At 30.2% G+C, this 23,848-nt stretch carries 25 protein-coding genes, 1 tRNA gene and 1 other annotated feature (1 of these 27 only partly in view); of the genes, 12 read left to right on the top strand and 14 right to left on the bottom strand.

Features of this window, described 5'->3' with window-relative positions; translation table 11 throughout:
• The first annotated feature begins 124 nt into the window (after positions 1–124).
• Both proB and BQ5450_RS04910 read left to right on the top strand, forming a co-directional pair.
• Positions 125–907: a glutamate 5-kinase gene (proB, locus tag BQ5450_RS04915; RefSeq protein ID WP_071126155.1), complete on the top strand. Its 783-nt coding sequence runs from the start codon at positions 125–127 to the stop codon at positions 905–907.
• Positions 885–2,141: a glutamate-5-semialdehyde dehydrogenase gene (locus tag BQ5450_RS04910; RefSeq protein ID WP_071126154.1), complete on the top strand. Its 1,257-nt coding sequence runs from the start codon at positions 885–887 to the stop codon at positions 2,139–2,141. The genes proB and BQ5450_RS04910 overlap by 23 nt, the downstream gene beginning before the upstream one ends.
• Before the next feature lie 35 nt (positions 2,142–2,176).
• Here the strand turns inward: BQ5450_RS04910 and BQ5450_RS04905 are convergent, their stop codons facing one another.
• Positions 2,177–2,692, bottom strand: a complete 516-nt coding sequence (locus tag BQ5450_RS04905) for a DUF4364 family protein (protein WP_071126153.1) — start codon at positions 2,690–2,692, stop codon at positions 2,177–2,179.
• 129 nt (positions 2,693–2,821) lie between these two features.
• Between BQ5450_RS04905 and BQ5450_RS04900 the strand changes: the two genes are divergently transcribed.
• The 4 genes from BQ5450_RS04900 to hslO all read left to right on the top strand — a co-directional run bounded on the left by BQ5450_RS04900 (position 2,822) and on the right by hslO (position 6,292).
• Positions 2,822–3,736 carry a type II CAAX endopeptidase family protein gene (locus tag BQ5450_RS04900; RefSeq protein ID WP_010242928.1) on the top strand — a complete coding sequence of 305 codons (915 nt, stop codon included), beginning with the start codon at positions 2,822–2,824 and terminating at the stop codon, positions 3,734–3,736.
• A 9-nt stretch (positions 3,737–3,745) separates the two neighbouring features.
• Positions 3,746–4,483, top strand: coding sequence for an SIR2 family NAD-dependent protein deacylase (locus BQ5450_RS04895; protein WP_010242926.1), 738 nt, complete (start codon positions 3,746–3,748; stop codon positions 4,481–4,483).
• Positions 4,480–5,205, top strand: coding sequence for a class I SAM-dependent DNA methyltransferase (locus BQ5450_RS04890; RefSeq protein WP_071126152.1), 726 nt, complete (start codon positions 4,480–4,482; stop codon positions 5,203–5,205). The genes BQ5450_RS04895 and BQ5450_RS04890 overlap by 4 nt, the downstream gene beginning before the upstream one ends.
• 166 nt (positions 5,206–5,371) lie before the next feature.
• Positions 5,372–6,292 (top strand): Hsp33 family molecular chaperone HslO, encoded by a 921-nt coding sequence (gene hslO / locus BQ5450_RS04885; RefSeq protein ID WP_010242922.1) that lies wholly within the window; start codon positions 5,372–5,374, stop codon positions 6,290–6,292.
• 56 nt (positions 6,293–6,348) lie between these two features.
• On the opposite strand, the gene BQ5450_RS04880 is transcribed toward hslO, so the two are convergent.
• From BQ5450_RS04880 to BQ5450_RS04845, 8 genes are all read right to left on the bottom strand, one after another.
• Entirely contained in the window at positions 6,349–6,855 is a 507-nt protein-coding gene (locus tag BQ5450_RS04880) for an ECF transporter S component (protein ID WP_010242920.1), read from the bottom strand.
• A gap of 98 nt (positions 6,856–6,953) precedes the next feature.
• Positions 6,954–9,248 (bottom strand): homoserine kinase, encoded by a 2,295-nt coding sequence (gene thrB / locus BQ5450_RS04875; RefSeq protein WP_071126151.1) that lies wholly within the window; start codon positions 9,246–9,248, stop codon positions 6,954–6,956.
• The gene (locus BQ5450_RS04870) at positions 9,245–10,426 is read right to left on the bottom strand and encodes a homoserine dehydrogenase family protein (protein ID WP_071126150.1); all 1,182 of its coding nucleotides are present in this window, start codon (positions 10,424–10,426) and stop codon (positions 9,245–9,247) included. The genes thrB and BQ5450_RS04870 overlap by 4 nt, the downstream gene beginning before the upstream one ends.
• A 1-nt stretch (position 10,427) precedes the next feature.
• Positions 10,428–11,405 carry an aspartate-semialdehyde dehydrogenase gene (locus BQ5450_RS04865; RefSeq protein WP_071126149.1) on the bottom strand — a complete coding sequence of 326 codons (978 nt, stop codon included), beginning with the start codon at positions 11,403–11,405 and terminating at the stop codon, positions 10,428–10,430.
• Positions 11,395–12,717, bottom strand: coding sequence for an aspartate kinase (locus BQ5450_RS04860; RefSeq protein WP_071126148.1), 1,323 nt, complete (start codon positions 12,715–12,717; stop codon positions 11,395–11,397). Before BQ5450_RS04860 ends, BQ5450_RS04865 begins: the two co-directional genes overlap by 11 nt.
• A 235-nt stretch (positions 12,718–12,952) precedes the next feature.
• Positions 12,953–14,086 (bottom strand): cation diffusion facilitator family transporter, encoded by a 1,134-nt coding sequence (locus tag BQ5450_RS04855; protein ID WP_083379722.1) that lies wholly within the window; start codon positions 14,084–14,086, stop codon positions 12,953–12,955.
• Positions 14,087–14,101: 15 nt separating this feature from the next.
• A complete protein-coding gene (locus BQ5450_RS04850; protein WP_010242912.1) occupies positions 14,102–14,512 on the bottom strand; it encodes a flavodoxin family protein in 411 nt (136 codons plus the stop codon).
• A gap of 193 nt (positions 14,513–14,705) precedes the next feature.
• Positions 14,706–15,392, bottom strand: coding sequence for a PepSY domain-containing protein (locus BQ5450_RS04845; RefSeq protein WP_071126147.1), 687 nt, complete (start codon positions 15,390–15,392; stop codon positions 14,706–14,708).
• Positions 15,393–15,550: 158 nt separating this feature from the next.
• Here BQ5450_RS04845 and BQ5450_RS04840 point away from each other — a divergent pair, with 158 nt between their 5' ends.
• From BQ5450_RS04840 to murI, 3 genes are all read left to right on the top strand, one after another.
• Positions 15,551–16,219 carry a GntR family transcriptional regulator gene (locus tag BQ5450_RS04840; RefSeq protein WP_010242910.1) on the top strand — a complete coding sequence of 223 codons (669 nt, stop codon included), beginning with the start codon at positions 15,551–15,553 and terminating at the stop codon, positions 16,217–16,219.
• 92 nt (positions 16,220–16,311) lie between these two features.
• A tRNA-Lys gene (locus BQ5450_RS04835) sits at positions 16,312–16,387 on the top strand.
• A gap of 172 nt (positions 16,388–16,559) precedes the next feature.
• On the top strand, positions 16,560–17,393 hold the full coding sequence (murI, locus tag BQ5450_RS04830) for a glutamate racemase (RefSeq protein ID WP_010242774.1): 834 nt from the start codon (positions 16,560–16,562) through the stop codon (positions 17,391–17,393).
• A gap of 9 nt (positions 17,394–17,402) precedes the next feature.
• Here murI and BQ5450_RS04825 read toward each other — a convergent pair whose 3' ends face one another.
• The 5 genes from BQ5450_RS04825 to BQ5450_RS04805 form a co-directional block, all read right to left on the bottom strand.
• The gene (locus BQ5450_RS04825) at positions 17,403–18,185 is read right to left on the bottom strand and encodes a type III pantothenate kinase (RefSeq protein WP_010242773.1); all 783 of its coding nucleotides are present in this window, start codon (positions 18,183–18,185) and stop codon (positions 17,403–17,405) included.
• A gap of 1 nt (position 18,186) precedes the next feature.
• Complete coding sequence (locus BQ5450_RS04820) at positions 18,187–18,942, bottom strand: ECF transporter S component (protein ID WP_071126146.1); 756 nt, start codon at positions 18,940–18,942, stop codon at positions 18,187–18,189.
• Between the two features lie 43 nt (positions 18,943–18,985).
• Positions 18,986–19,948: a P1 family peptidase gene (locus tag BQ5450_RS04815; protein WP_071126145.1), complete on the bottom strand. Its 963-nt coding sequence runs from the start codon at positions 19,946–19,948 to the stop codon at positions 18,986–18,988.
• Between the two features lie 76 nt (positions 19,949–20,024).
• Positions 20,025–20,339, bottom strand: coding sequence for an MTH1187 family thiamine-binding protein (locus BQ5450_RS04810; RefSeq protein WP_010242770.1), 315 nt, complete (start codon positions 20,337–20,339; stop codon positions 20,025–20,027).
• A 1-nt stretch (position 20,340) separates the two neighbouring features.
• A complete protein-coding gene (locus tag BQ5450_RS04805; RefSeq protein WP_010242769.1) occupies positions 20,341–20,997 on the bottom strand; it encodes a trimeric intracellular cation channel family protein in 657 nt (218 codons plus the stop codon).
• 97 nt (positions 20,998–21,094) lie between these two features.
• On the opposite strand from BQ5450_RS04805, the gene BQ5450_RS04800 reads away from it, so the two are divergent.
• The 3 genes from BQ5450_RS04800 (at position 21,095) to BQ5450_RS09035 (ending at position 23,664) form a co-directional block, all read left to right on the top strand.
• Positions 21,095–22,378 (top strand): amidohydrolase, encoded by a 1,284-nt coding sequence (locus BQ5450_RS04800; RefSeq protein ID WP_071126144.1) that lies wholly within the window; start codon positions 21,095–21,097, stop codon positions 22,376–22,378.
• A gap of 4 nt (positions 22,379–22,382) precedes the next feature.
• Positions 22,383–23,375, top strand: coding sequence for a tryptophan--tRNA ligase (trpS, locus tag BQ5450_RS04795; RefSeq protein ID WP_071126143.1), 993 nt, complete (start codon positions 22,383–22,385; stop codon positions 23,373–23,375).
• Between the two features lie 67 nt (positions 23,376–23,442).
• Complete coding sequence (locus tag BQ5450_RS09035; protein WP_159052467.1) at positions 23,443–23,664, top strand: hypothetical protein; 222 nt, start codon at positions 23,443–23,445, stop codon at positions 23,662–23,664.
• Positions 23,665–23,848 (top strand) — a binding site (T-box leader) (it continues 18 nt past the right edge of the window). It abuts the gene before it with no gap.

Here is a 23,848-nt window from a genome sequence, read left to right as displayed (position 1 = left end):
AAAAAGTAGGAGGGTAAAATTTTAAATCTTATGATTATTTATTTAAAATATACTTTTTTAGAAAAATAGAAAAATTATTTACTAAAATTAAGATTTAAAGTATATTATATCTAAGGTGATTGAAATGAGAAATTTTTCAAAAGAAATAAAAAAAGTTGTTATAAAAGTTGGTTCATCTTCCATAACTCATGACAATGGAAAGATAAATTTACAAAAAATCGACGAACTTTGTTTTGAAATAGCAAATTTAAAAAATAGAGGGATAGATGTAATTTTAGTTTCAAGTGGAGCTATTGCAGCAGGGCGTGAAAAATTAAATTTGTCAGAAAGACCAAGGGAAACATCAGATAAACAAGCAGCAGCAGCAGTTGGCCAAGTTGCTCTAACAAATATTTATGACAGGTCTTTAATATCTTATGGATATAATTCTGCACAAATTCTTTTAACTAGGCAAATTGAAAAAGATGACGAGATGAGAAAAAATGCCAAAAATACTTTTGAAAAACTTCAGGGGATGAATGCCATTCCAATAATAAACGAAAATGACACAATTTCCACATACGAAATAAAATTTGGCGACAACGATACACTTTCTGCAATAATTGCAAGAATTACAGAGGCAGACCTTCTTATAATGCTGACAGATATTGAGGGACTTTATACAGATGATCCAAGGAAAAATTCTGATGCAAAAATAATTCGCGAAGTTCAGGATATTAGAGAGATAGAAGGAATGGCAAAAGAAACCGAATCTAACGTAGGCACAGGTGGAATGTATACAAAAATAAAGGCAGCAAAGCTTGCAATAGAAAAAAATATTGAAGTTGTAATTGCGTCAGGGGACAATATGAAAATAATTAGAGATATAGTGAAGGGAGAAGAAATTGGAACATATTTTAAGTGTTAAAGAGTTGGGGCAAGTTGCAAAAGGTTCATCTCATAAATTAAAAAAATTAAACACATCTGAAAAAAATAAAATGCTTGCTTCAATTAAAAATTCACTTTTAAACGAGAGTGAAAATATTTTAAAAGCAAATGAAAAGGACATAAAAAAAGGAAGAGAAAACAATATGCCTGAAGGTCTTATTGACAGACTTCTCTTAAATGATAAAAGAATAGAATCAATGGCAAAGTCAATTGACGAAGTGATTGATTTTAAAGATCCTGTGGGAAAAGTTCTCTCTATGGAAGAAAATTCAGCAGGACTTTTAATTGGTAAAAAAACTGTTCCAATGGGAGTTATTGCAATTATTTATGAGGCAAGACCTAATGTAACTCTTGATGCTTCTATTTTAGCCCTAAAGGCATCTAGTGCAATAATTTTGAGGGGCGGCAAGGAGTCAATAAATTCAAATATTGCAATAGCAGATGCAATTAGACTTGGAATAAAAAATGCAGGATATGATGAAAATTTTGTGCAAATTGTAAAGAATACATCAAGAGAATCCGCAAAAGAACTTATGCAACTAAAGGGTTATGTAGATTTATTGCTACCAAGAGGATCTGAGTCTTTAATTAATTCAGTTGTTGAAAATGCAAAGGTGCCTGTAATTGAAACAGGTGTTGGCAATTGCCATATTTATGTAGATGAAGACTGTGATGTAGAAAAAGCAGTTAAGATAATAGAAAATGCAAAGACACAGCGAATTGGAGTTTGTAACGCAGTGGAATCTTTAGTCCTTAACGAAAATTTGCCTGATGAATTTTTTGATCTATTAAATGAGGTTGTAGAAAAGTATGATATAAAAGTTCACGCAGATGATGCATCAATTTCAAAATTTAAAAATTCAGTTTCTGCGACAGAAGATGACTTTTTTCGAGAATATTTAGACTATGAATTTTCTGTAAAGACGGTTAAAGATGTTGATGAGGCAATAGAACACATAACTAAATACTCCACTGGACACTCAGAATCTATTTTGACAAATTCCTATGAAAGAGCTATGAAATTTTTAGAAGAAGTTGATTCAGCTTGCGTCTATGTAAATGCGTCTACAAGATTTACAGACGGTGGAGAGTTTGGGAAAGGAGCAGAACTGGGAATTTCGACACAAAAACTTCATGCAAGAGGACCAGTTGGTTTAGAAGAGTTAGTTAGCTATAAATATATAATATTTGGTCATGGAGAGTTTAGAAGTTAAAAAGACCGCAAAATTTAAATCGTGGCCTTTAGAGATTATTCGTCTGTTAATATTTTTAATATTTCCGAATAAATATTTTCTGCATTCTTTTTAAAGTTTGCAGAAATTTTTTTTGCCATTAAAGCATCTGATGCTTCAATTTTTAAGTTGAGGACTGGGATTTCTCCATCAATTATTTTCAAATCTGCATAGTGAGATCCATTTTCTTCTAAGGAATTTGCAATAATTGAATTTTTAACTGCAAGTTCGTGATTATATTTTTCCATTTTTTCATCTAAGAAATTTATATTTTCTTTTGGAATTTGTTCATAGAAAATATTTAAAGTTTTTTTACCGTCATCTGACAAATAATATTTTTTATCACTGTCAAAGAGAACCAGACCATTGGATTCCAATTCTTTTAAATATTGTTTAAAATAAAAATAATTAAAAAGTTCTATATTTAAAACAAAATAACTTAGATCGTTTTCTTTTAATTTATGGTTAAAATTATCTATAATATATAAAATTAGAAGTTTATTTAGTGCAAGTTCAAAGGAACTATTTTTCATAAGATCACCTTCCAAATAATTATACCAAAGTGAGGTATACAATATCAATTAAAGATGAATTTTCCAACAATTTTGTATATAATAGATGTGACAAGAAAAATTTTTGATAAGAGTTTATAAGGAAGAAGAATGAGTAATTTTAAAAAGAAAACTTTAAATGTAATGAGTGTAAATACACTCACGCTTATACTTGCAATAATATTTTTAACAATTGGTTTTAATATACAAGAAAAATTTAATTTTTTGGGGACCTTTATTACAGAAGTATTTATAATCTTATTACCTGCAATTTTGATTTCTTCAACGGGGAGTCTTAAAGAGGTTTTAAAGATAAAAAAGACTTCCTTTGAAGTTATTTTAAAAACTATTATTATAGTGATACTTTCCTATCCGATTATTCTATTGATGAATGGAATTTTTTTGTCACTTCTTTCAAACTTTATTGAATACAAAAATTTTCCTATGGAAATAATGTTGCAGAATGTGCCAATTTTTAATTATTTAATTTTTATGTGCCTTGTGCCTGCAATTTGTGAAGAAATTTTTTTCAGAGGGACTCTTGTTAACGCTTATAATGTTTATGGAGAAAAGTTTGCCATAGTTGTTTCTGCTCTTGTGTTTGCATTGTTTCACTTTGATATACAAAATTTTATCGCTCCATTTTTGTTGGGGCTTTTATTTGCTACTGTAATTGAGTACACAGGTTCAATCTTGCCATCTATTGTGGCACATTTTGTGAATAATATAATTGCAGTTTTCACAGCGAGATATGTGAATGAGAGATTATTTGAATTTTTGCGTCGCACGAAATTATCGCGAGAAATTGGCTCTCTTGAACTTTCTATAATTATTTTGCTAATTCTTATTTCAATTCTTTCTGTAATTTTAATTAGAGTTATTTTAAAAAATTTGAAAAAAGAAAGAGAAAGCAGAGAGAACGTAAGAATTAGATATAGAGATGTGGAAGGAATTGATTTGTTTAATTTCGTTCCAATAATTGCACTTGTGATTTTGTACTTTGTGTATCACTATATTGTTTTTTAGGAGGTCGACATGGATAAGATAAAAGAAGCTTGTGATTTAATTTTAAATTCTAAAAAAGTTTTTGCACTAACAGGTGCAGGAATTTCTACTGACTCAGGGATACCAGACTTTAGAAGTAATACAGGTTATTATTCAAAGATGGATCCAGCACTTGCACTTTCAAAAGATAGACTTTTAAATCATCCAGAAATATTTTACAAAGAGGGCTATAAAATTTTAGAAGATTTAAACGATCAAGAACCAAATAAGGGACATATTGCTCTTGCAAAGTTAGAAGAAATGGGATATCTTTCTGGAATAATTACACAAAATATTGACAATTTGCATGCAAAAGCGGGTTCAAAAAATATTTATGAAGTTCATGGAGAAACGAGGGGAATACACTGCATTAATTGTGGAAGTGAATATCCTTTCTCCGTTATGCGTGAAAAAGTAGAAAAAGATGAAATTCCGCCAAAATGTGATAAGTGTGGTGGAACACTTAGACCTAATGTAGTGATGTTTGGAGATATGATGCCTGATGATTTTGAAAGAGGAGCAAGAGAACTTGATAATACAGAAACATTAATTGTAGTTGGTTCGTCCCTTACAGTTTCTCCTGTAAATTTTCTTCCAAATTATGTTGACCACTTGATTATTATAAATAATGATAAAACACCAATGGACAGGCGTGCTGATGTAGTTATAAATGAAAATTCCACAATTGTTTTAGAGGAAATATTAGAGGAGATTGAAAAAAGAATATGATGTACGGAGATTTTGCTTATTTCTACGACAAGTTGATGTATGATCTAGATTATGAAAAAATTTATAAATTTGTAAAAGAGGTTCTAGAGAAAAGGTCACTAGAGCCTAAATTAATTTTAGAGATGGCTTGTGGAACAGGGGGTTTGACAGAAAAACTTGCAAAGAATTTTAAAATTCACGCTTTTGATCTGTCTTACGATATGCTTTCTGTATGTGAGAATAAAATTAAGAGTAAAAATTTAAAATTATTTAGGCAAGATATGGCAGGATTTTCTGCGCCATCAAATTACGATGCAATTTTTTCTGTTGGCGACAGCTTAAACTATTTAACAGAGAAAAAAGATTTTGAAAGAGCAATAGAATCAACCTATAAGCATTTAAATGAAAATGGAATTTTTATTTTTGACTTAAATACAGAGTACAAATTTAAAAATATTGACCCTGTAACAGTGGATGAAGTGGAAGATGTACTATATATTTGGGAAAATATTTATGATGAAGAGGAAAAATTAAATACCTATGGAGTCAATTTTTTCAGAAATGCCAAAGACAATTTGTACGAAAGATTTTATGAAGAACATTTAGAGAGAGCCTATGACTTATTTTATGTGAAGAAATTATTGGAAGATATAGGATTTTTTGAAGTAGAAATTTACGATGACTATGAATTTAAAGATGTTAGTGATAAAACTTCAAGGTATACAATAGTTGCAAGAAAGTAGATTATACTTATTTAAAGCATTATAAAAATTAAATTTGTTTAAAAATATTAAGGATGGCATCTTTTGAAAGTTTCATAACCTGCACTTATTGCTTCTTCTCTATTTATAAGAATACTTAGATTAGAGATTTTCATATTAACCTGTTATAATAATAGATGGTGATATGATGGGATATATTTTAAGGGCAATTGATGAAACTGAAACTATAAAAATTTCTGCTGCTATAACAACTGATGTAGTTGAAGAGGCTGCGAAAATTCATAAGTTATCAAAGACTACTAGTGCAGCTTTAGGTAGAGTTTTAACTGCTGCAGCAATTATTGGCTCTTGGCAAAAAAATGAAGAGGACTCAATAACTCTTTCTATTAATGGAAATGGACCTGCTGGCAAAATTGTTGCAACTTGTAAAAACGATGGATATGTAAAAGGTTATGTTACAAACCCTTTGGCAGATCTTCCTATTAGAGAAAGCGATGGAAAAATAGATGTGTCTGGAATTGTTGGAGATGGAAGCTTAACCCTTGTGATGGATACTGGTATGAAAGAGCCTTATACAGGCACTGTTAATCTTACAACTGGTGAAATTGCAGAAGATCTTGCAGTTTATTTTTTGCAGTCTGATCAAGTTCCATCGGCTGTTGGTTTAGGGGTTTTAGTTGATGTTGATTATTCAATTAAGGCTGCTGGTGGCTTTATAATTCAACTTATGCCGGGTGCAACTGAAGAACAAATTTCAAAGCTAGAGGAAAATTTAAAAAAGGTCACAAATGTAACGTCAATTATTGATGAGTATAATGATGCAGAAAAGCTAATTGAAATTTTGATGAAGGATATTAATTTTAAAGTTTTGGAAAAAAGAGAGATAAGTTACAAGTGCAATTGTTCTCGCGAAAAAGTTGAAGATGCAATTATATCTGTGGGTCCAAAGGAAATAAGAGAGATACTTCATGAAGATAAAAAGGCAGAAGTCAGTTGCTATTTTTGCGATAAGGTTTATAGTTTTGATGAAAAAGATTTGGAAATAATGCTAAAAAAAGCAGAAGATATAAATAAGAATAGAGAGATTATTATAGAAGATAATTTTTAAAATTAAAGATTATAATAAGAAAAGATAGCGAAAGGGCTATCTTTTTTGATGTAAAATTATTTTATATTTTTAAAAACTTTCTCCATTGGTTTTAATATTACAAGTACAATTACAGATGAAACTGCAATTTGAATTAAGTTTCCTGGAATTGATGCAAGTGGTGTTATGAATGATGATAAAATAAAAATTTCGCCGATATAATAAACTGCAACTTTTACAATTGCAACAAGTACAAAGGAAATAATTAAATTTTTTGTATTTAATTTTCCATAATTGAGTTTATTCAATATGTATCCCATTATTAACGCAGAAATGATAGTCATTGGTGCCCACAGTACCCAGCCGCTTGTTAGGTCAAAGAGTCCCATTCCAATTGCTCCTGCAGTCATGCCTACTCTTTTGTCAAAAAATATTGCTGCTAAGAAAAATGGAACATTGCCAAGATGAATTAGTCCTCCGTTGGGTGCAAAGGGAAGCTGAATTTTTACAATCCACGTAAATACATATACAAGAGCGATGAAAAGCGACGTTATTACTAAGTCTTTTACTTTAAAATTTTTCATAAGATCTCCTTTGTTTTTAATTTTATGATAGCATTATTTGTGTAAATAATAAAGAAAAAAAGGTATACAAATAGACTTTAAAAATAAAATGATAGTTTTTAAATTATAAAAGCACCATTGTCATCTATTTCTAAGGGAAGTAAAGTGTAGTCATTTTTTAGATTTTTTATTTTTTCTTCAATGAATTTTTCCGATTTGTGGTCATCTTCTTTTAGAATAATCATAATAGTTGAGCCTGCACCACTTAGGTAATAAGTTATAGCAGAACTTTCATCTATTATTTTTTTAATTTCATTTATCTCAGGAATAAGTTTATATCTGTAAGGCTCGTGAATTTTATCTTCGAAAGCAATCTCTAAATTTTTATAATTGCCTGATATAAGAGATAAAGTCAAAAGGGAAACTCTTGATATATTAAATATTGCATCTTTTTTTGAATAATTTTTTGGAAGAACACCTCTTGCTAAATCTGTTTTAAGTTTAAAATTTGGGATAAGTGCCAAAAATTTTATTTTGTCAGAAATTTTAAATTTTTCTACAAAGACTTCATTATTTTTTAGTATTGATACAGTTGCACCTCCAAAAATAGCAGGTGAAACATTGTCGGGGTGACCTTCTATTTCTGTTGCAATTTTTAAGATTTCATATTTATCAAGATTTTCACCCATTACATAGAAAGCAGCCATAACTCCCATTACTACACAAGAAGCAGAAGAACCAAGACCTCTTGACATTGGAATATTAGAATCTAAATTAAATTCTACTGGTGTTATTTTTTCGCCAAAATATTCAAAGGTATGTGCATAGGATTTATAAATTAAATTATTTTTAATATTTTTTTCAAATGTTTTCTCATCTGCTATTATTTTAAATTCACATTTATTATAAAGTTTTAGTGAAAGTCCTAAAGTGTCAAAGCCTGGGCCCAAGTTTGCAGAAGTTGCAGGTACAGCTATTCTATTGCCCCTTCTTGCAAATTTTAAAACTTCGTTTTCTATCTCACTTTTATTTATTTTATTGTTGTGAATTGTTTTTTTATTTTTTAGTTTCCCAATTTCTGTTGGAATTTTTACATTTGTAATTTTATTTAAAGTTTTTATATTTTCAAATTCATTGTAAGAAATATTTTCGTTAAGGGCAGATAAAACTGATGATGAAAATTTATATGGACTTGCAGTTGAAAGTATAACAGTGTTTTTTAAATCTAATTTATCCACAATATTTTTCGCCACAGCTGTGTGTGGGTCAATGAGGTATCCATCTTCCTTAAAAGTTTTGGCAATTGTATTTTTTGTTTCATCTTCTGTTGCAAAGCCACGTAAAAAATCAGAGAAATCATAATCAAAATTAAAGGCATGAGAATTTTGTAGTTCGTTCATTTTTTCTTTAACAATTACATCAGAAGATTTGTGATAAATTAATCTTTCCAAGTTGCTAGAAATCAAAATATCCATGGATGGAGAAATAGTTTTCTTAAGTTCTCTATTTGCATCGTAGGTGCCTGTTGTGAAAAAATCTGTCAAAATATTATTTGAATTTGATGCTATTACAAGTTTGTCAATTGGAAGACCCATCTCTTTTGCGTAGTATCCGGCCAATATATCGCCAAAGTTTCCAGTTGGTACGCAAAAATTTATTTTTTCACCTGTATTTATTTTTTTGTTTTTGATTAAATCAGCGTAGGCATAAAAATAATATACAATTTGAGGTAGCAGTCTTCCAATATTTATTGAGTTTGCAGAAGAAAGATAAATATTTTTTCTTGCCAGTTCATCTTTTATTTTTTTGTCATTAAAGATTTTTTTCACAGCAGATTGTGCATCATCAAAATTGCCGTCGATAGAGATGACTTTTGAGTTTAGAGAGTCTGTTGTGTCCATTTGAGATTTTTGAATGGAACTTACACCTTCTGTTGGATATAAAACTAAAATGTCAATATTATCTATGTTGTAAAAACCCTCTAGGGCAGCTTTACCTGTATCTCCAGATGTTGCCGTTAAAATCAAAGTTTTTTCTTTTATGCCAAGGGATTTTTTGGCATAGGATAAAAGATTGGGCAAAAGACAAAGGGCAAAGTCTTTAAAGGCAGAAGTCTTTCCATGATAAAGTTCAAGATAAATGTTTTTATTGTAATCTATTTTTGCAATCTCATCTTCAAAACTATCATAGGATTTTTCAATTATTTTTTTCAAATCATCCTTATCAAAGTCTGTAAGGTAAAGTGATAAGATTTTGTGGGCTAAATCTGTGTAACTTAAATCTAGATTTTTAATTATGTTAAAACTTGGAAAAGATTCAGGAACAAAAAGACCGCCATCATCAGAGATGCCCTTTACAATTGCCTCGAGTCCAGAGATTTTTAAATTTGAATTCCTTGTAGATAAAAATTTCATATTTCTTCCACCCTTGCAATAAAAATTTCTTCTGTATAGTTTTTTACAATTTCACTTATTTGAAAAAGAGAAACTTCTTTTGTAATTATATGATGATCTTTTTCTATTAGATTATCTTTTGCGATAATATCTTTTAATATATCTGAAATTTCAGATGTTCTAATATAATATTTTCCTGTAAATTTTTTTGAAACATCAAAGTTATTTTCGTTATTATAAAAGGTTTTGATTTCTCTTTTGGAGAGAATTCTTAAAAGGTCACGCATAATGGCATCAGCTGTTTCAAGCTTTCCAGCCCCAGCACCCTTTAGTTCATATTCACCAAAATTATCTCCCAAAACTTTTATTGCATTGGTGCTGTCAAAAGTTTTGGTAAAGAAATCATCATTTAGTAGAGTGGGCATTACAAAGATATTTATTTTATCATCAATTAATTTTGATTTTGCAATTAGCCTAATGAAATAGCCTTCTTTTTTTATGAAATCTAAATCGGATTTTTTAATATTGGAAATTCCAAAGGTAAAAATCTCTTCTTCATTAATTTGTGCATTGTAAAAAAGAGAAGAAAGTATTCTAATTTTTCTCATTGAATCCAAGCCATCCACGTCAGCAGTGGGGTCAGATTCAGCATAACCGAGAGCCTGTGCCTCTTTTAAAACTTCCTTATAATCTAAATTTTCTTTTTCCATTTTTGACAAGATATAATTAGATGTGCCATTTAAAATCCCACAAATTTCTTTTATTTTGTTAAAGGGAAGTTCTTCCGTAATAGGATGAATAATAGGTATAGCAGCAGCAACAGAAGCCTCATAAGAAAAATAAATATCATTTTCTTTAGCAAGTTCATTTAATTCTTCAAAATGTTTTGAAACCACAGCCTTATTTGCTGTTATAATATTTTTGCCAGATTTCATAAGAGATATAATCCTATTATAAGTTTCATCAACAGAAGATGTGGCGTCAATGACTGCGTCAACGTCAGAATTTAAGATTTCATCAAAATTATCTGTAAAAATTAGATCTTTATTCCAAGGATTTCTTTTTTTATTTACATTTTTAATTAAAACTTTTTCAATTTTTATATCAAAATTATTTTTTAAAAGGTTATCTTTTTTTTTATATAAAATTTCTTCGACACCTGTGCCGACAGTTCCAAATCCCATTAGTGCAATTTTCAATTTAAACCTCCAAAAGTTTCTTTGCAATTTGCACTGCATTAGTTGCAGCACCTTTTCTAATATTATCTGCACAAGACCACAAGTTTATTCCGTTTTCGACAGTAAAGTCTCGCCTTATTCTTCCCACATAGACATCATCTGTGTCCTTTGAAAGAAGTGGCATTGGATAAATTTGATTAGTTGGGTCATCTTTCAAAATCATTCCAGGATAATTTTTTATAATTTCTTTAACATCAGAAATTTCAAAAGGCTTTTCAACTTCTACATTTATGGAAATGCTGTGAGAATTCAAAACAGGAACACGAACAGTTGTCGCTGTCACAAGTAGAGAGTCATCGTGAAGAATTTTCTTAGTTTCATTTATCATCTTCATTTCCTCTTTAGTGTATCCATTTTCTAGAAAGTCGTCGATTTGAGGGATGCAATTATTTTTAATTGGATATTTGTAGGCAAGATTAGTTCCTTCATTTAAGTCAGAAATACCTTTTATCCCAGAGCCAGAAACGGATTGGTAAGTGGAATAAATGACTCTTTTAATTTTGTATTTGTCGTGAATTGGTTTTAGAGGTAAAACTGATTGAATTGTAGAACAATTTGGGTTTGCAATAATTCCATTATTATAAAGAATATCTTCTGGATTAATTTCTGGAACAACTAGGGGAACTTGCGGGGCCATTCTAAAAGCAGAACTATTGTCAATAACAGTTACCCCAGCTTTGGCAGCTATTGGTGCAAATCTTTTACTAACAGATCCACCAGCAGAAAATAAGGCAACTTTTATATCTCTATATTCAAAAGAATCTTCTTTTAACTCTTCGACAGTGTAATCCTTGCCACAGTAATTTATAATTTTACCAGCAGATTTTTTGGAACTAAACAAAAATAAATTGTCTATTGGAAAATTTTTCTCACTTAATACTTTTAACATCATACTTCCAACAAGACCAGTTGCACCAATAACAGCTACATTATATTTCATCTTTTTCCTCCTTATAAAATTCACGATAGATTGCTTCGATTGCCTTTTCAAAATCTTTTGTTTCAACACCAATGATTATATTAATTTCACTAGAACCTTGACTTATCATTTTTATATTTATGCCATACTTTGCAAGGACAGTAAAAATTCTAGCAGAAACACCTTTTTCATTTATCATGCCACGACCGACAACAGCAATGAGAGAAATATCACGTTCCCAACTAATACTATCCACATTTAAATAAATTTTTAATTCTTCCAAAACTTTGTTTAATTTTGGAGTAATGTAAGAATCAGCGACAATTACAGAAACAGAATCAATACTTGAGGGCATATGTTCAATAGAAATGTCATTGCTTTCAAAAACAGTAGTTAGCTTTCTAAAAAAATCTTTTTCAGAGTTCATATTGACTTTTTCAAGATTAATTACAGTAAAATCTTTTTTGCCAGAAATTCCAGTTACAATATTTTTATTTCTAAAATTACATTTAGATAAAATTAAAGTCCCGTCATCATCGGGGAAATTTGTATTTTTAATATTAATGGGAATATTTTTGTCACGAAGAGGAAAAATTGCATCTTCATGAAGAACTTTTGCACCCATATAAGACAATTCTCTAAGTTCTTTATAAGTAATTGTGCCAATAGGGGAGGAGTCTTTTACAATTTTTGGGTCTGCCACCAAAAATCCACTTACATCAGTGAAGTTTTCATAAATTTCTGCATAAAGAGCAGAAGCAATAACAGAACCAGTGACATCTGATCCGCCTCTTGAAAAAGTTTTAATTTTATTATTTTCATCAAGTCCATAAAAACCAGGAACAACAACTCTTTCGTGAGAATTTAAAATATTTTTTATTTTTTCTGTTGACTTATCAAGGTTCAAAACACCCTCAGTAAAGACAATTAAGTCCTTTGCGTCAACAAAATCATATCCAAGATAATTGGCAAGGACTTTGGCACTCATGTATTCACCACGGCTGACAACAAAGTCGTAGCTTGCACCTTCTGTGATTTCATCTTTAACATCTTTTAAAATTTTATCAATGTCAATATCCAAAACAAGATCATCAACAATATTTTTAAAAATATCTTCGATGATCTTGTAAACTTCGTTAAAATTTAAAGCATGGGCACTTAATTCGTGACACATTGCTAGAAGGTCAGTAACCTTGTGATTGTTTCCCACACCCTTTCCAGGCGCAGAAACAACGATGTATTTTCTCGCATCGTCTTTTTTTACAATTTTCTTAACTTTTTTAAGCTGAGTGGCATTAGCGAGAGAACTGCCACCAAATTTTACGACTTTCATCTTTTTCTCCTTTTTAAGTAAATATAAGATGCCTAAAAATAAACAATAAAAATTAAAAGTAATTTTTAAGATTATACAATTATTTAGTAAAGTTGTCAATTAATATGGACGATTGGATTGAAGTTATATTATTATTTATGTGCAAATCAAAAGTAGTTCTATGTATTTTTTAGATATTAAAAAATTTTATCCCCTACGTTTTTATTGATAAGGGGATAAAATATTCAGTGAATTTTTATAAATCAAGATCGGGGACTATTTGAATCTCATAATCTGGATATAATTTTTCAAAATCATTTCTTAATATTTTGAGAGCATCTTCTCTATTTATATCAAAACTTAAAACAACGTCAAATCGCAGAGTCTTTTTTTCTGTATCAGCATATAATCCGTGGACTTGTAGAGCCCAATCATAATTTAAAATTTTCTTTTCAACAGTTTTTCTAATTTCTGTAGCTTTTTTATTTTTGGTATTAAAAGAATAAACTCCAAGGGCAATTAAAATTATGCCAGTATTTTTATATACCTTGTATTGCAATTTTCTAGTGAGTTTATCAACATCAGAAACTGACATAGTGTCAGGAAGTTCTACATGAAGAGAACAGTAATATCTGTTTGGTCCGTAATTAAATAGCGCCAAATCGTAAACACCAAGTACTTGTTCTTCTTCATTTATCAAATCAGCAATTTTTTTCACCATGTAGCGGTCTGCTCTGTGTCCAATGAGATCGTCAATAGTTGAGAGCATCATTTCTATTCCCGCTTTTATCATAAATATGGAGATGATAGTTCCAACGTAGGCCTCAAGAGAAATCTCCCAAGTCATAAAGATTATAGCAGATATAAAAACTGAAAGAGAAAGAATTGAATCGAATAAAGAGTCAGAACCAGATGCAATTAATGCAGTGGAGTTGATCTTTTTACCTTGGCTCTTTACGTATTTACCTAAAATAAATTTTATAACGACAGCAATACCAATAACTATAATAGAAAGCTTTGTGTAGGATGCTGGACTTGGATTTAAAATTTTTTTAACACTTTCAACTAGGGAAGTTATCCCTGCATATAGCACTAGGGCAGATATAATCATTGACGAAATGTATTCGATTCGCCCATAGCCCATGGGATGTCTTTTATCTGGAGCCTTGCTTGATAGCTTCTCGCCAATAATAGTAACAACAGAGGAGAGAGCATCAGATAAATTATTTACTGCATCTAAAACAAGAGCGATTGAATTAACAAGTATACCTAAAGTTGCTTTAAAGGCTGCTAATAAAACGTTGGTTAAAGTTCCAATAATACTTGTCCTTACAATTGTCTTACCTCGATTTTCTGATAATTCTAAAATATCATAATTATCCTTTTTCACTTATAGCTTCCGAATCTAATTTAAAAATTTCTTTGCAAAATCTTTAGCAGCCATTAAATCCTCTTCATTAGGTCTTCCTTTGTGAAGTCCCTTAAACTCTCCTTTGCAGTGAAATTCTCTTTCGTCTAAAGAAATTCCAACTTTATCAGATTCTTTTTTTACCTTTTTCCAAGTAGAATTTAACATAGCAGCAGACCCAAAGTTGACAATTTTGCCAACCATGTCCTTATTGAGAGAATCAATAAATTTAATAACTTCTGGGTCAATACTAAAGGCATAATAAGAATTACCTAAAAATAAAATATCTACAGCTTCATCTATGGGAGTGCTAATAGGCAAAGCTTCAACTCCAAGGACCTTTGCAATAGCATCGGCAAGTTTTTTTGTATTTCCAGTTTTTGTATAATAACGCACAGCAAATTTCATAAAAATACCTCCAATTTTTATATTTAATTTATTCCCAAACAATGTAAATCTAAAACTTAAAGATTAAGTATAAGAAGAAATAGAGTATAATTTTTGGGAAAGAATAGTTGTATTAGATATTAAATTGTATAAAAATAAAAAACCAGAGATATTTTTTCTCTGGCATAAAATTTATTTTATATTTTGTTTTATATCATAGGTCCTTTTCTAATAATTTTCCTGTTGCAATGTCATAACTATAGGAAATATCTTCGCCATCTTTTTCCAATTTTACCTCTACAATATAATTCACATCGTCATAGTAAAGTTTATATTCTGTTACTACATAACCTTCACCTGCATCTTGGAGAGATTTTTGAGTAATACTATCGATTGATTCTAGCATATTTTTTTGAATATCAGAAACTTTGTCTTCATTTTTTTCTTCCTTAACTCCGTCTTTTACTACTTCACCAGACTCTGCATTAAGTTCAAATTCGTATTCTTTTTGAGAATCATAACCTTGGATTACGTAAACTAAATCTTGTTTTTTTGTTTCCAACTTGAAAGATTCTACTTTTGCATCTTGGTGCAATTTTTTAAATTCATCGAAAGCATTTTCTTTTGTGATTTGCACATTTAATAAATCCTTTTGAGAATCAGCACTTTTTTCATCCTTAGAATCTTTTGAATTTTGATTTTTATTATCTTTAACATTGGACTTATTTTTTTCAAAAGATTTATCATCCTTTTTATTTGTTTTATCGTCAGATTCTTTACTAGATTCAATTTGTGAATCATTCTTTTTAACTTCTAATGCTGTATTTCTTGGAGCTTCACAAGCAGAAAGAGTAAGGGCTAAACCAATACCTAAAGTTACTAAATAAATTTTCTTTTTCATATGTCCTCCCTTAAAATTAATACAATTATTCTAATTTTATATTTATTTTTTACCCTTAAATAAAAAATTATAAACAAAATAAAATTATATGATATAATAAAAAAGAAGAAAAAATGTGATTCAGGAAAACATTTTATTAAAAGGGAGGAGGGAAAATTTTGGATCTTCGTAGCAATAAAAAATCACTTAGTAATTTGGTGTACAGAGATTTGAAAGAAAAAATTTTAAAAAATAAATTATTGCCAGGAGATAAACTAATTGAAATGGAAATAGCTTCAGAACTTGGAGTTAGTAGGACTCCAGTTAGAGAAGCCTTAAAAAAGCTTGAGGAAGATGGACTTGTTACAAGCTTTCCGAGAAAATCTTACATAGTTTCTAAAATCTCTGTAAAAGAAGCCAAAAATCTTTATATAGTTAGGAAATCGCTAGAGCCACTTGCTGTTGAACTTTTGGCACAGAATGGTCTTAATAAAAAGACAAAATATTTTGAAGATGTGAATGAACAACTGCGTGTTGCAATCGATAACAAAGATGATGAATTGATTCAGAATTTGATTATTGAATGGAATATGGCACTTGTCAGTTCTCTTAATAATGAAATTTTAATTGAAGTTATGAACATGATAAATCAAAGACTTTACAGATTTGGAAATTTTATTTTTAGAGATAAGAAAAATTACAAAAAACATTTTAATAATTTACAAAAAGTTTATAAATTAATTGAAGAAAAAAAACCTAAAGAAGCAAGAAAAGCTAGTGAAAAAACTATAGAGAATATTTACTCTATGTTTGAAGAACAAGCTGATTATAAAATGTTTAAAAGTTGACTAAAAAACACTTGACAAGAGTGTTTTTTTTAATTATAATATTTTTTGTTGCATTGGTAATGTAAAGAGAAAATATCAAAAATGTAAAATTTGCACCTTTAGCTCAGTTGGTAGAGCAACTGACTCTTAATCAGTGGGCCAACGGTTCGAGTCCGTTAAGGTGCACCATCTAGAAGCTTGTAATCTCAATGGTTACGGGCTTTTTTCTTTGCGATAAACAGTTATATATTTTCTGATAAAAAATATTATTTTGATTAATTTATAAATTTAAGTTAAAATATTTTTTAGTTTATAATTTATTATTTTTTTGTGTTATTATAATAAAAGAGCGGGTGATTTAATGGGCAAAAATTTGATTGGATTTTATGACAGTGGAGTTGGTGGCCTTTCTGTTTTAAAAGTTGCTTTAAATAAAATCAAGAATAAAAATTTTGTTTTTTTTGGAGATACTTTGAGGATGCCATATGGTGCAAGAAGTGCAGAAGAAATAAGAGATTATACCATAGAAGCCATGGGGTTTTTTAATGATCTAGGTGTTGATCTTTCCATTATTGCGTGCAATACTGCAACAAGTTATGGGCTCAAAAAGTCAAATGGAACCTACGATTATCCTATTATTGGTGTTGTCAAACCTGGAAGTGAAAATGCAGTAGAGAGGACGAAAAATAAAAAAGTAGCCTTGGTAGCTACAAAATCCTGCGTTGAAAGTGGAGTTTATGAAAAAGCTTTAAGAGAAATTGATCCTACTGTTGAGCTTAGAAGTGTATACTGTCCTGCGCTCACTCTTGCTGTGGAAAGCGGAGATTTTGAAGAGGAATATGTTGATGGAATTGTAAAAAAATACATAGATGAATTTGGTGATTATGATTTTGATACTATGATTTTAGGATGCACTCACTATCCAATTGTTGAAAATTCTTTTAAGAGGATTTTAAAAAGAGAAGGGAAGAAAGTTTTGATGGTAGATCCTGCATATCAAACTGTTTTAGATGCCATGGATATTTTGGATATAAATGAAAATGAAGTTGAGTATAAAAATCGTAAAATTGATTTTTACATTACAGGTGACATAAAAAAGTTTAAGTATACTATGGAAAAAATTGTTGATTTAAGTAGTTTTGAGGTAAATTTTCACAATGTTAAAATAAAAGATTTAGAAAAGTATAAAAAATAAGACTTCGAATTATGAAGCCTTATTTTTGTTTAAGTCATAAATTATTTTTAAACCCTCTAGACCGAGCATCTCTTCTTCAACAAATTCAAATTCATTGTTATCAAGAAGATTTGCATAAATCCCTGTGGTTAAGATTTGTGTGTTTTTTTTATTAAGTGAATACTTTTTAAATATTTCATTTATAACACCTGAAACTGCATTTTTATATCCAAAGTATATTCCACTTTGGATTGCTTTTTCTGTGTTGTTTCCCAAAATATCTTTACATGATTTTATTTCAACTTGTGGAAGTTTTGAGCTTTCTCGAACAAGAGATTTTTGAAGTAAGTTTACTCCAGGAAATATTAAGCCACCTAAAAATTCTTTTTTTGCATTGATATAGTCGATAGTTGTAATAGATGATGCAGAAATTATTATTAAGTTATCTTTATATTTGTTTGTTGCAGCAACAGCTCTTATTATCCTGTCACTACCAACATCTCGGGGGCTTTCACATTTTATATTAAGACCTGTTTTTACTCCAGCAGAAATAATTTTAGGTTTTTTTCCAATTAAATTTATGGAAATGATTTCGTAATTTTGGTAGAGTTCTGGCACTACTGTTGAAAGTATTATGTCGTCAATATCTTCTAGCATTATATTTCTGTCCTTTAAGATTAATTTTAAAATGAGTTTAACTTCTTCTGTGGATCTATTTCTATCAGTCATAATAGAAAATTTTGTAATAATTTTATCTTCATCAAATACGCCAAAATTAGTATTTTTATTATTTATATCAATTGCAAGTAACATATTAGCTCCTTTTTGATTTTAAAGCTTTTATAACCGCTGTTGTTACAATAACAGATATTATAGCTTCAGGGATGCCTGATGTAACAGAAACACCCAATATCGCAGATTTTGCACTTTCCATGGGAATGTTTAGTGCTTCCACATATCTCTTTGCATAAATTAAATAAATGCCACCAAGGACTAAAATTGTGTTAGTCATTGAACCGATAAAGGCACCTATTGCAATTGGAAAATCTATTTCATTAGATTTAAGAGAATAGATAAAAAGTCCAATACATAAAGCAAGTAAAATTACAACAAAGGTTATATTAATAGTTGATGCTCCCGTCTTAATATCTTTAACAAGCAGTAGAATTAAGAGAAGAGTTACAATTCCCCAAAGAATTTTTGTCAAAACTTTTAGGTTTTTGTCCTTCACTTTTTTCATAGAAGCATAACTGTAATAAGATGTTATTCCAATTAAAACTCTTGGCACAATTGAAATAAGCGGATTATAAAATACAAAAGCAACGGGGCTTGCATTTTTTAAGATGGCATTTAAAAGAGAAGAAATACCAAAAATAAGTCCAACAAGTGCACCAACAATAGGTCCTTCAGCAATGGCTGCAATTATTACAGGAATGTGCATAGTTGTGGCATTAATAAAGCCAAGGGGAATAAGACCAAGTGGAGTCATCCCAAGCACAATTGTAATCGCACCAAGCATTGAAGCTATCACTAGCTTTCTGTTTTTGTTTCGAGCAGTAATTTTATTCATTTTTTCCTCCTGATAGGGTTCTATGTAGATACCCTTCGATAAATTATTTAATACCGTTATAGCTTACCAGTCCGCCAGAATCTTTTGCAGAATAAATTGCATTTGCAATAGATCTAGAAATAGATTTTGCAGCAAGAATTCCAACTAAATTTAAATCTGTATTTACTTCACCACTTGCAAGAGTAAAAATAGTATCTCCATCGTTCATAGTATGCACAGGATTAATACTCCTAGCATAACCATCATGAGCCATTTGTGAGATCTTATTACAATTTGCCTTTGTGAGTTTTGCATTTGTAGAAATTACAGATATAGTCGTGTTGGCAGGACTAAATAGATTATAGTCTTTAAACTTGTTTTCGTAAAGAGTATTAGTATCTAAAAACTTTTTATTTTTTCTGTCATAAACTCCAGCAATTCTTTTTCCAGTTTCACAATCAAAAATATCGCCCAAGGCATTTAGAGCGACAATAGAAGATACAACTAAGTCACCAACTTTTACAGAAGACTGACCAATGGCTGACTTCATTGCAAAATCATTACCTAGAATTTTCCCGACGCTTGCACCACAACCTGCGCCAAAGTTTCCCATAGTTTCATCTTTTTTCTTTGCATTTTTTGCTGCAACATAACCCATATTAAAATCAGGACGAACTTTAGAATCTCCAACAGCAAGATCAAATAAAACCGCACCAGGAACTATTGGCACAACACCGACACCAACATCAAATCCATGATTATTTTCTTCCAAAAATTTCATAATGCCGCCGCCAACATCAAGACCATAGGCAGAGCCACCAGTTAAAAAAACAGCGTGAACCTTCTGAACCAAATTTTCTGCCCTTAGAAGATCAGTTTCGCGAGTTCCAGGCCCAGCACCTCGAACATCGACACCACAAGTAAAACCGTCTTCACACAAGATCACACTTGTCCCAGTTAGTGCAACATTATCTTCTGCGTGGCCAAGCTTTATTCCATTAACATCTGTCAAAAAACCTTCGTACATATTTTCTCCTTATAGAATTATTTTATTAAAAATTTTATCAAAAGCCCCATCAAAAGATGAGGCTTAATCTTCATTATCAATTGTTTATTTTTCTCTTTTCATTTACAGAAGTTACCTTGTCCTTAAAAGTATAATCTTTGTCACGCCTGTCGTCAATTTTAACAACAGAGTAAACTCTATCTGCTCCATTTTCAAATACAGATTCTTGCATTCTTCTTATGACTTCATATAAAATTTTTAGATCGTCATGAGCTAAAGTTGTGCCCATTGGATTAAGTTCATAAGTTAGTCCTTCGATTTTTTCAATAGAATCAAGTGCACCTGCTATGTATTTACTTACAGATGTCGTCTTTGTTCCTATTGGTATTAGTGTTAATTCTGCTACTGCCATTTTATTCCTCCTCTTTTGAAATTCTTGGCAAGTTCCAATCTTTTTTTACGGCTAACAGTCTTATAATTAAAACTGTTAGAAAACAAATTATCATAGAAATCTCGTAAGAAAAGAAGTGTCTTGTAATTATAAAAGTTGTTGCACCCAATATACATGCGCCCGCATAAATTTGTTCACGAAAGATAAAAGGAATAGTACCTGCCAATACATCGCGAATCATTCCTCCACCTACACCTGTTATTGTTCCTACAAACATAAGCAAAAATTTTTTATAATAACCAAGAGAGATCACTGTTGCCATTCCTGTGATTGTAAAAGATGCAAGTCCTATTGTATCAAATATAATCATAAATTTATTCGTTATCTTTAGCCATTTTGGATTTTTAAATTTAAATTGAATGTAAAAGAAAATAAAGACAATTATAGAAAAAATTGTAGATATAATTGCACTTTTTGAGTCTTGAAACATTTTAGGTGGAGTTATTCCAAGTACAAGATCTCTTACAAATCCACCTCCTAGAGCTGTTACAAGTCCAAGTACAATTACACCTAATATATCCATATTCTTTTTACAGCCTAGAATTGCACCAGAAATTGCAAAGGCAATTGTTCCGATTAAATCGAAAAAAATGTTAAAGTCTAAATAATTTCCCTTCATAAATTTATTATATCAAAGTTTAATTTTTCTAGTAACTTATTTGAATAATTTGAAAAAATTTTTTAAACTTTGCTATAATAATACTATTGGAGGAATTATGAGCTTACTTATAAAAAATATTTCTTATTTAGATATAGAAAATGAAAAAATTGTTGATGATGTAGATATTTTTATTAAAAAAAATAAAATAAAAAAAATTGGAGAAAATTTAGATTTAGATGCAGATGAAGTAATTGATGGAAAAAATAAACTTTTAACACCAGGATTTGTAAATGCACATACTCATCTTGGCATGAGCTATTTTAGAAATTATGCAGATGATTTAAATTTGATGGATTGGTTAGTAAACGAAATATGGCCACTTGAAGAGAAACTAAACGCAGAAGATATTTATTATTCTTCAATGTTATCTATTATTGAAAATATAAAATCTGGTGTTACAACTTTTTGCGATATGTATTATGAAATGAATAGAGTTGGGGATGCCGCAATAGAGTCAGGGATTCGTGGAGTTCTTACTTGTGGCATGACAGATGTGGATAAAAAGGGAGAAGAAAAGCTAGAAGAGTTTGATGAACTTTACAAAAATTATCACAATAAGAGTGATGGAATAATAAAAGTCGTGCCTGCACCTCACGCAATTTACACTTGTAGCACAGAATTTTTAAAAGAAATTGCAAAAAGAGCAAAAGAAAATTATGACGGTCTAATTCATATTCACCTTTCAGAAACATTGACAGAAGTTGAAAATTCTAAAAAAGAATATGGAATGACTCCAATTGAATATGTAAATTCTATTGGACTTTTGGAAAATCAAATAATAGCTGCACACTGCGTTCACATAACTGATGAGGAAATTGAGATTGTAAAAGATAAAAAGTTCTACCCAGTTTATAATCCAAGTTCAAATTTAAAACTTGCAAGTGGTTTTACACCAGTGGATAAAATGTTAAAGAATAAAATTATAGTGGCACTTGGAACTGATGGTGACTCATCAAATAATAATCAAGACTTTGTGGAAGAAATGCACATTGGTGGAATTGTAAATAAGGCTGTCACTATGAATGAAAAGGCTGTGCCTGCAATAGAAATTTTAAAAATGGCAACTGTAAACGGGGCAAAGGCTTTAGGATTTGAAAACCTTGGACTAATAAAAGAAGGTTATATTGCAGACCTTACAACTTTTAATTTAAATTCAAATTCCTTTACACCAAAGAATAATTTAATTTCTGCACTTGTTTATTCTGCAAATTCATCAGATATAGAAAGTGTTATTTGTGATGGAAAATTTATTATGAAGGACAGAGAAATTGTAAATGTCGATGAAGAAGAAATTAGAGAAATTGTAAATGAAAGATGGGAAGATATAAAGAAGAGGTAGTAAAATGGATGATAAAAAGATAGTTTATAGTGGGATTCAGCCTTCTGGTTCACTCACTATTGGAAATTATATTGGAGCACTTAAAAATTTTATCGGGCTTCAAGATGAATACAATTGTCTTTATTGTATTGTAGATATGCACGCAATAACAGCACCACAAGAGCCAAAAGACCTTCGAAAGAATACTTTAGATGTCCTTGCACTTTACCTTGCGGCAGGGCTTGATCCAGAAAAGAGTATTATATATATTCAATCTCACGTGCCTGAACACGCAGAACTTGGTTGGGTTTTAAATACGATGACAGGTCTTGGTCAACTTCAAAGGATGACTCAATTTAAGGATAAGTCTAAAAAATATTCTGACGTTCAAGCGGGAATATTAAATTATCCTGTGCTAATGGCAGCTGATATTTTGCTTTATGGGACTTCTTATGTACCCGTAGGTGAAGATCAAAAACAACATCTTGAACTTACAAGAGATTTGGCACAAAGATTTAACTCAAGATATTCTGAAACTTTTGTAGTTCCAGAGATTTTGACGCCAAAAGTTGGGGCGAGAATAATGTCACTTAAAGATCCAAGCTCTAAAATGTCTAAGTCTGATTCAAATAAAGATTCTTTTATTTTAATTTTAGATTCAGAAGATGACACAAGAAAGAAAATAAAAAGGGCAGTTACAGATTCATCTGGCGAATTTAGATATTCAGATGAACAACCTGGTCTGAAAAATTTAATAAATATCCATGCATCCTTCTCTGGCATGAGTACAGAGGAAATTGTAAAGAAATATGAAAATCTTGGCTACGGAGAATTTAAAGAAGATCTTGGAGAAGTTGTAGTTGAAGGTCTAAGACCACTTCGTGAAAGATTTAAGGAGATAAGAGATGACAAAGCTTATCTTGAATCTGTTTACAAAGAGGGGTCAGAAAAGGCATCTTATCTTGCAAGGAAAACTCTTAGAAAAGTTTATAAAAAAGTTGGATTTATCCCTAGATAAAATTTATAAGATTATTGATTTTAAAAGATTTTTGTGGTATCTTTCTTATAAGAAAGTGGGGTTAATTGTGAATAAATTAATAATTATAACAACGATTAGCTTGTTAGGTGTGGGAAATTTATATAATTCAGATGGAGCTGCATCTATTGGAATAATTGGAGGAACAGACGGCTCAACTGAGATTTACACCGAAAAGAAAGAAGACAATGACAAAAATGACAAAAATGAAGGTATAGAAATAACCAGTGGATCAGACGGCTCGACTGAGATTTATACTGATAAAGAATAAAAATAAGCAATAAAAAAGAGGATTGTAAAAATTTATATTTAGAGAAAAACTGCTTGGTGAAAAGTTTTTATAAATTTTATAATTGTAGCTTTTTTGCTTCTTTGGTGAAAATAGTAGCCTTAGACGACTTATCTCGTTAAAGATTCTAAAGTGTTTATTGAAAAATAAAAATTAAGGTGGTACC

Origin of the sequence: Peptoniphilus lacydonensis, assembly GCF_900106515.1 — a bacterium.
GTDB classification, from domain to species: domain Bacteria; phylum Bacillota; class Clostridia; order Tissierellales; family Peptoniphilaceae; genus Peptoniphilus_A; species Peptoniphilus_A lacydonensis.
This window is presented reverse-complemented; position numbering and strand designations above follow the sequence as displayed.

Bases quoted from the DNA above. Each gene is read 5' to 3' on its own strand.
- BQ5450_RS04815 (WP_071126145.1), bottom strand. From the start codon at position 19,948: ATGTACGAAGGTTTTTTGACAGATGTTAATGGAATAAAGCTTGGCCAC.
- trpS (WP_071126143.1), top strand. From the start codon at position 22,383: ATGGATGATAAAAAGATAGTTTATAGTGGGATTCAGCCTTCTGGTTCA.
- proB (WP_071126155.1), top strand. From the start codon at position 125: ATGAGAAATTTTTCAAAAGAAATAAAAAAAGTTGTTATAAAAGTTGGT.
- hslO (WP_010242922.1), top strand. From the start codon at position 5,372: ATGGGATATATTTTAAGGGCAATTGATGAAACTGAAACTATAAAAATT.
- BQ5450_RS04880 (WP_010242920.1), bottom strand. From the start codon at position 6,855: ATGAAAAATTTTAAAGTAAAAGACTTAGTAATAACGTCGCTTTTCATC.
- BQ5450_RS04800 (WP_071126144.1), top strand. From the start codon at position 21,095: ATGAGCTTACTTATAAAAAATATTTCTTATTTAGATATAGAAAATGAA.
- BQ5450_RS04895 (WP_010242926.1), top strand. From the start codon at position 3,746: ATGGATAAGATAAAAGAAGCTTGTGATTTAATTTTAAATTCTAAAAAA.
- BQ5450_RS04810 (WP_010242770.1), bottom strand. From the start codon at position 20,339: ATGGCAGTAGCAGAATTAACACTAATACCAATAGGAACAAAGACGACA.
- BQ5450_RS04805 (WP_010242769.1), bottom strand. From the start codon at position 20,997: ATGAAGGGAAATTATTTAGACTTTAACATTTTTTTCGATTTAATCGGA.
- BQ5450_RS04825 (WP_010242773.1), bottom strand. From the start codon at position 18,185: ATGTTACTTGCAATTGATATAAATAATAAAAATACTAATTTTGGCGTA.
- thrB (WP_071126151.1), bottom strand. From the start codon at position 9,248: ATGAAATTTTTATCTACAAGGAATTCAAATTTAAAAATCTCTGGACTC.
- BQ5450_RS04845 (WP_071126147.1), bottom strand. From the start codon at position 15,392: ATGAAAAAGAAAATTTATTTAGTAACTTTAGGTATTGGTTTAGCCCTT.
- BQ5450_RS04905 (WP_071126153.1), bottom strand. From the start codon at position 2,692: ATGAAAAATAGTTCCTTTGAACTTGCACTAAATAAACTTCTAATTTTA.
- BQ5450_RS04865 (WP_071126149.1), bottom strand. From the start codon at position 11,405: ATGAAATATAATGTAGCTGTTATTGGTGCAACTGGTCTTGTTGGAAGT.
- BQ5450_RS04850 (WP_010242912.1), bottom strand. From the start codon at position 14,512: ATGAAATTTGCTGTGCGTTATTATACAAAAACTGGAAATACAAAAAAA.
- BQ5450_RS04820 (WP_071126146.1), bottom strand. From the start codon at position 18,942: ATGAATAAAATTACTGCTCGAAACAAAAACAGAAAGCTAGTGATAGCT.
- BQ5450_RS04900 (WP_010242928.1), top strand. From the start codon at position 2,822: ATGAGTAATTTTAAAAAGAAAACTTTAAATGTAATGAGTGTAAATACA.
- BQ5450_RS04860 (WP_071126148.1), bottom strand. From the start codon at position 12,717: ATGAAAGTCGTAAAATTTGGTGGCAGTTCTCTCGCTAATGCCACTCAG.
- BQ5450_RS04890 (WP_071126152.1), top strand. From the start codon at position 4,480: ATGATGTACGGAGATTTTGCTTATTTCTACGACAAGTTGATGTATGAT.
- murI (WP_010242774.1), top strand. From the start codon at position 16,560: ATGGGCAAAAATTTGATTGGATTTTATGACAGTGGAGTTGGTGGCCTT.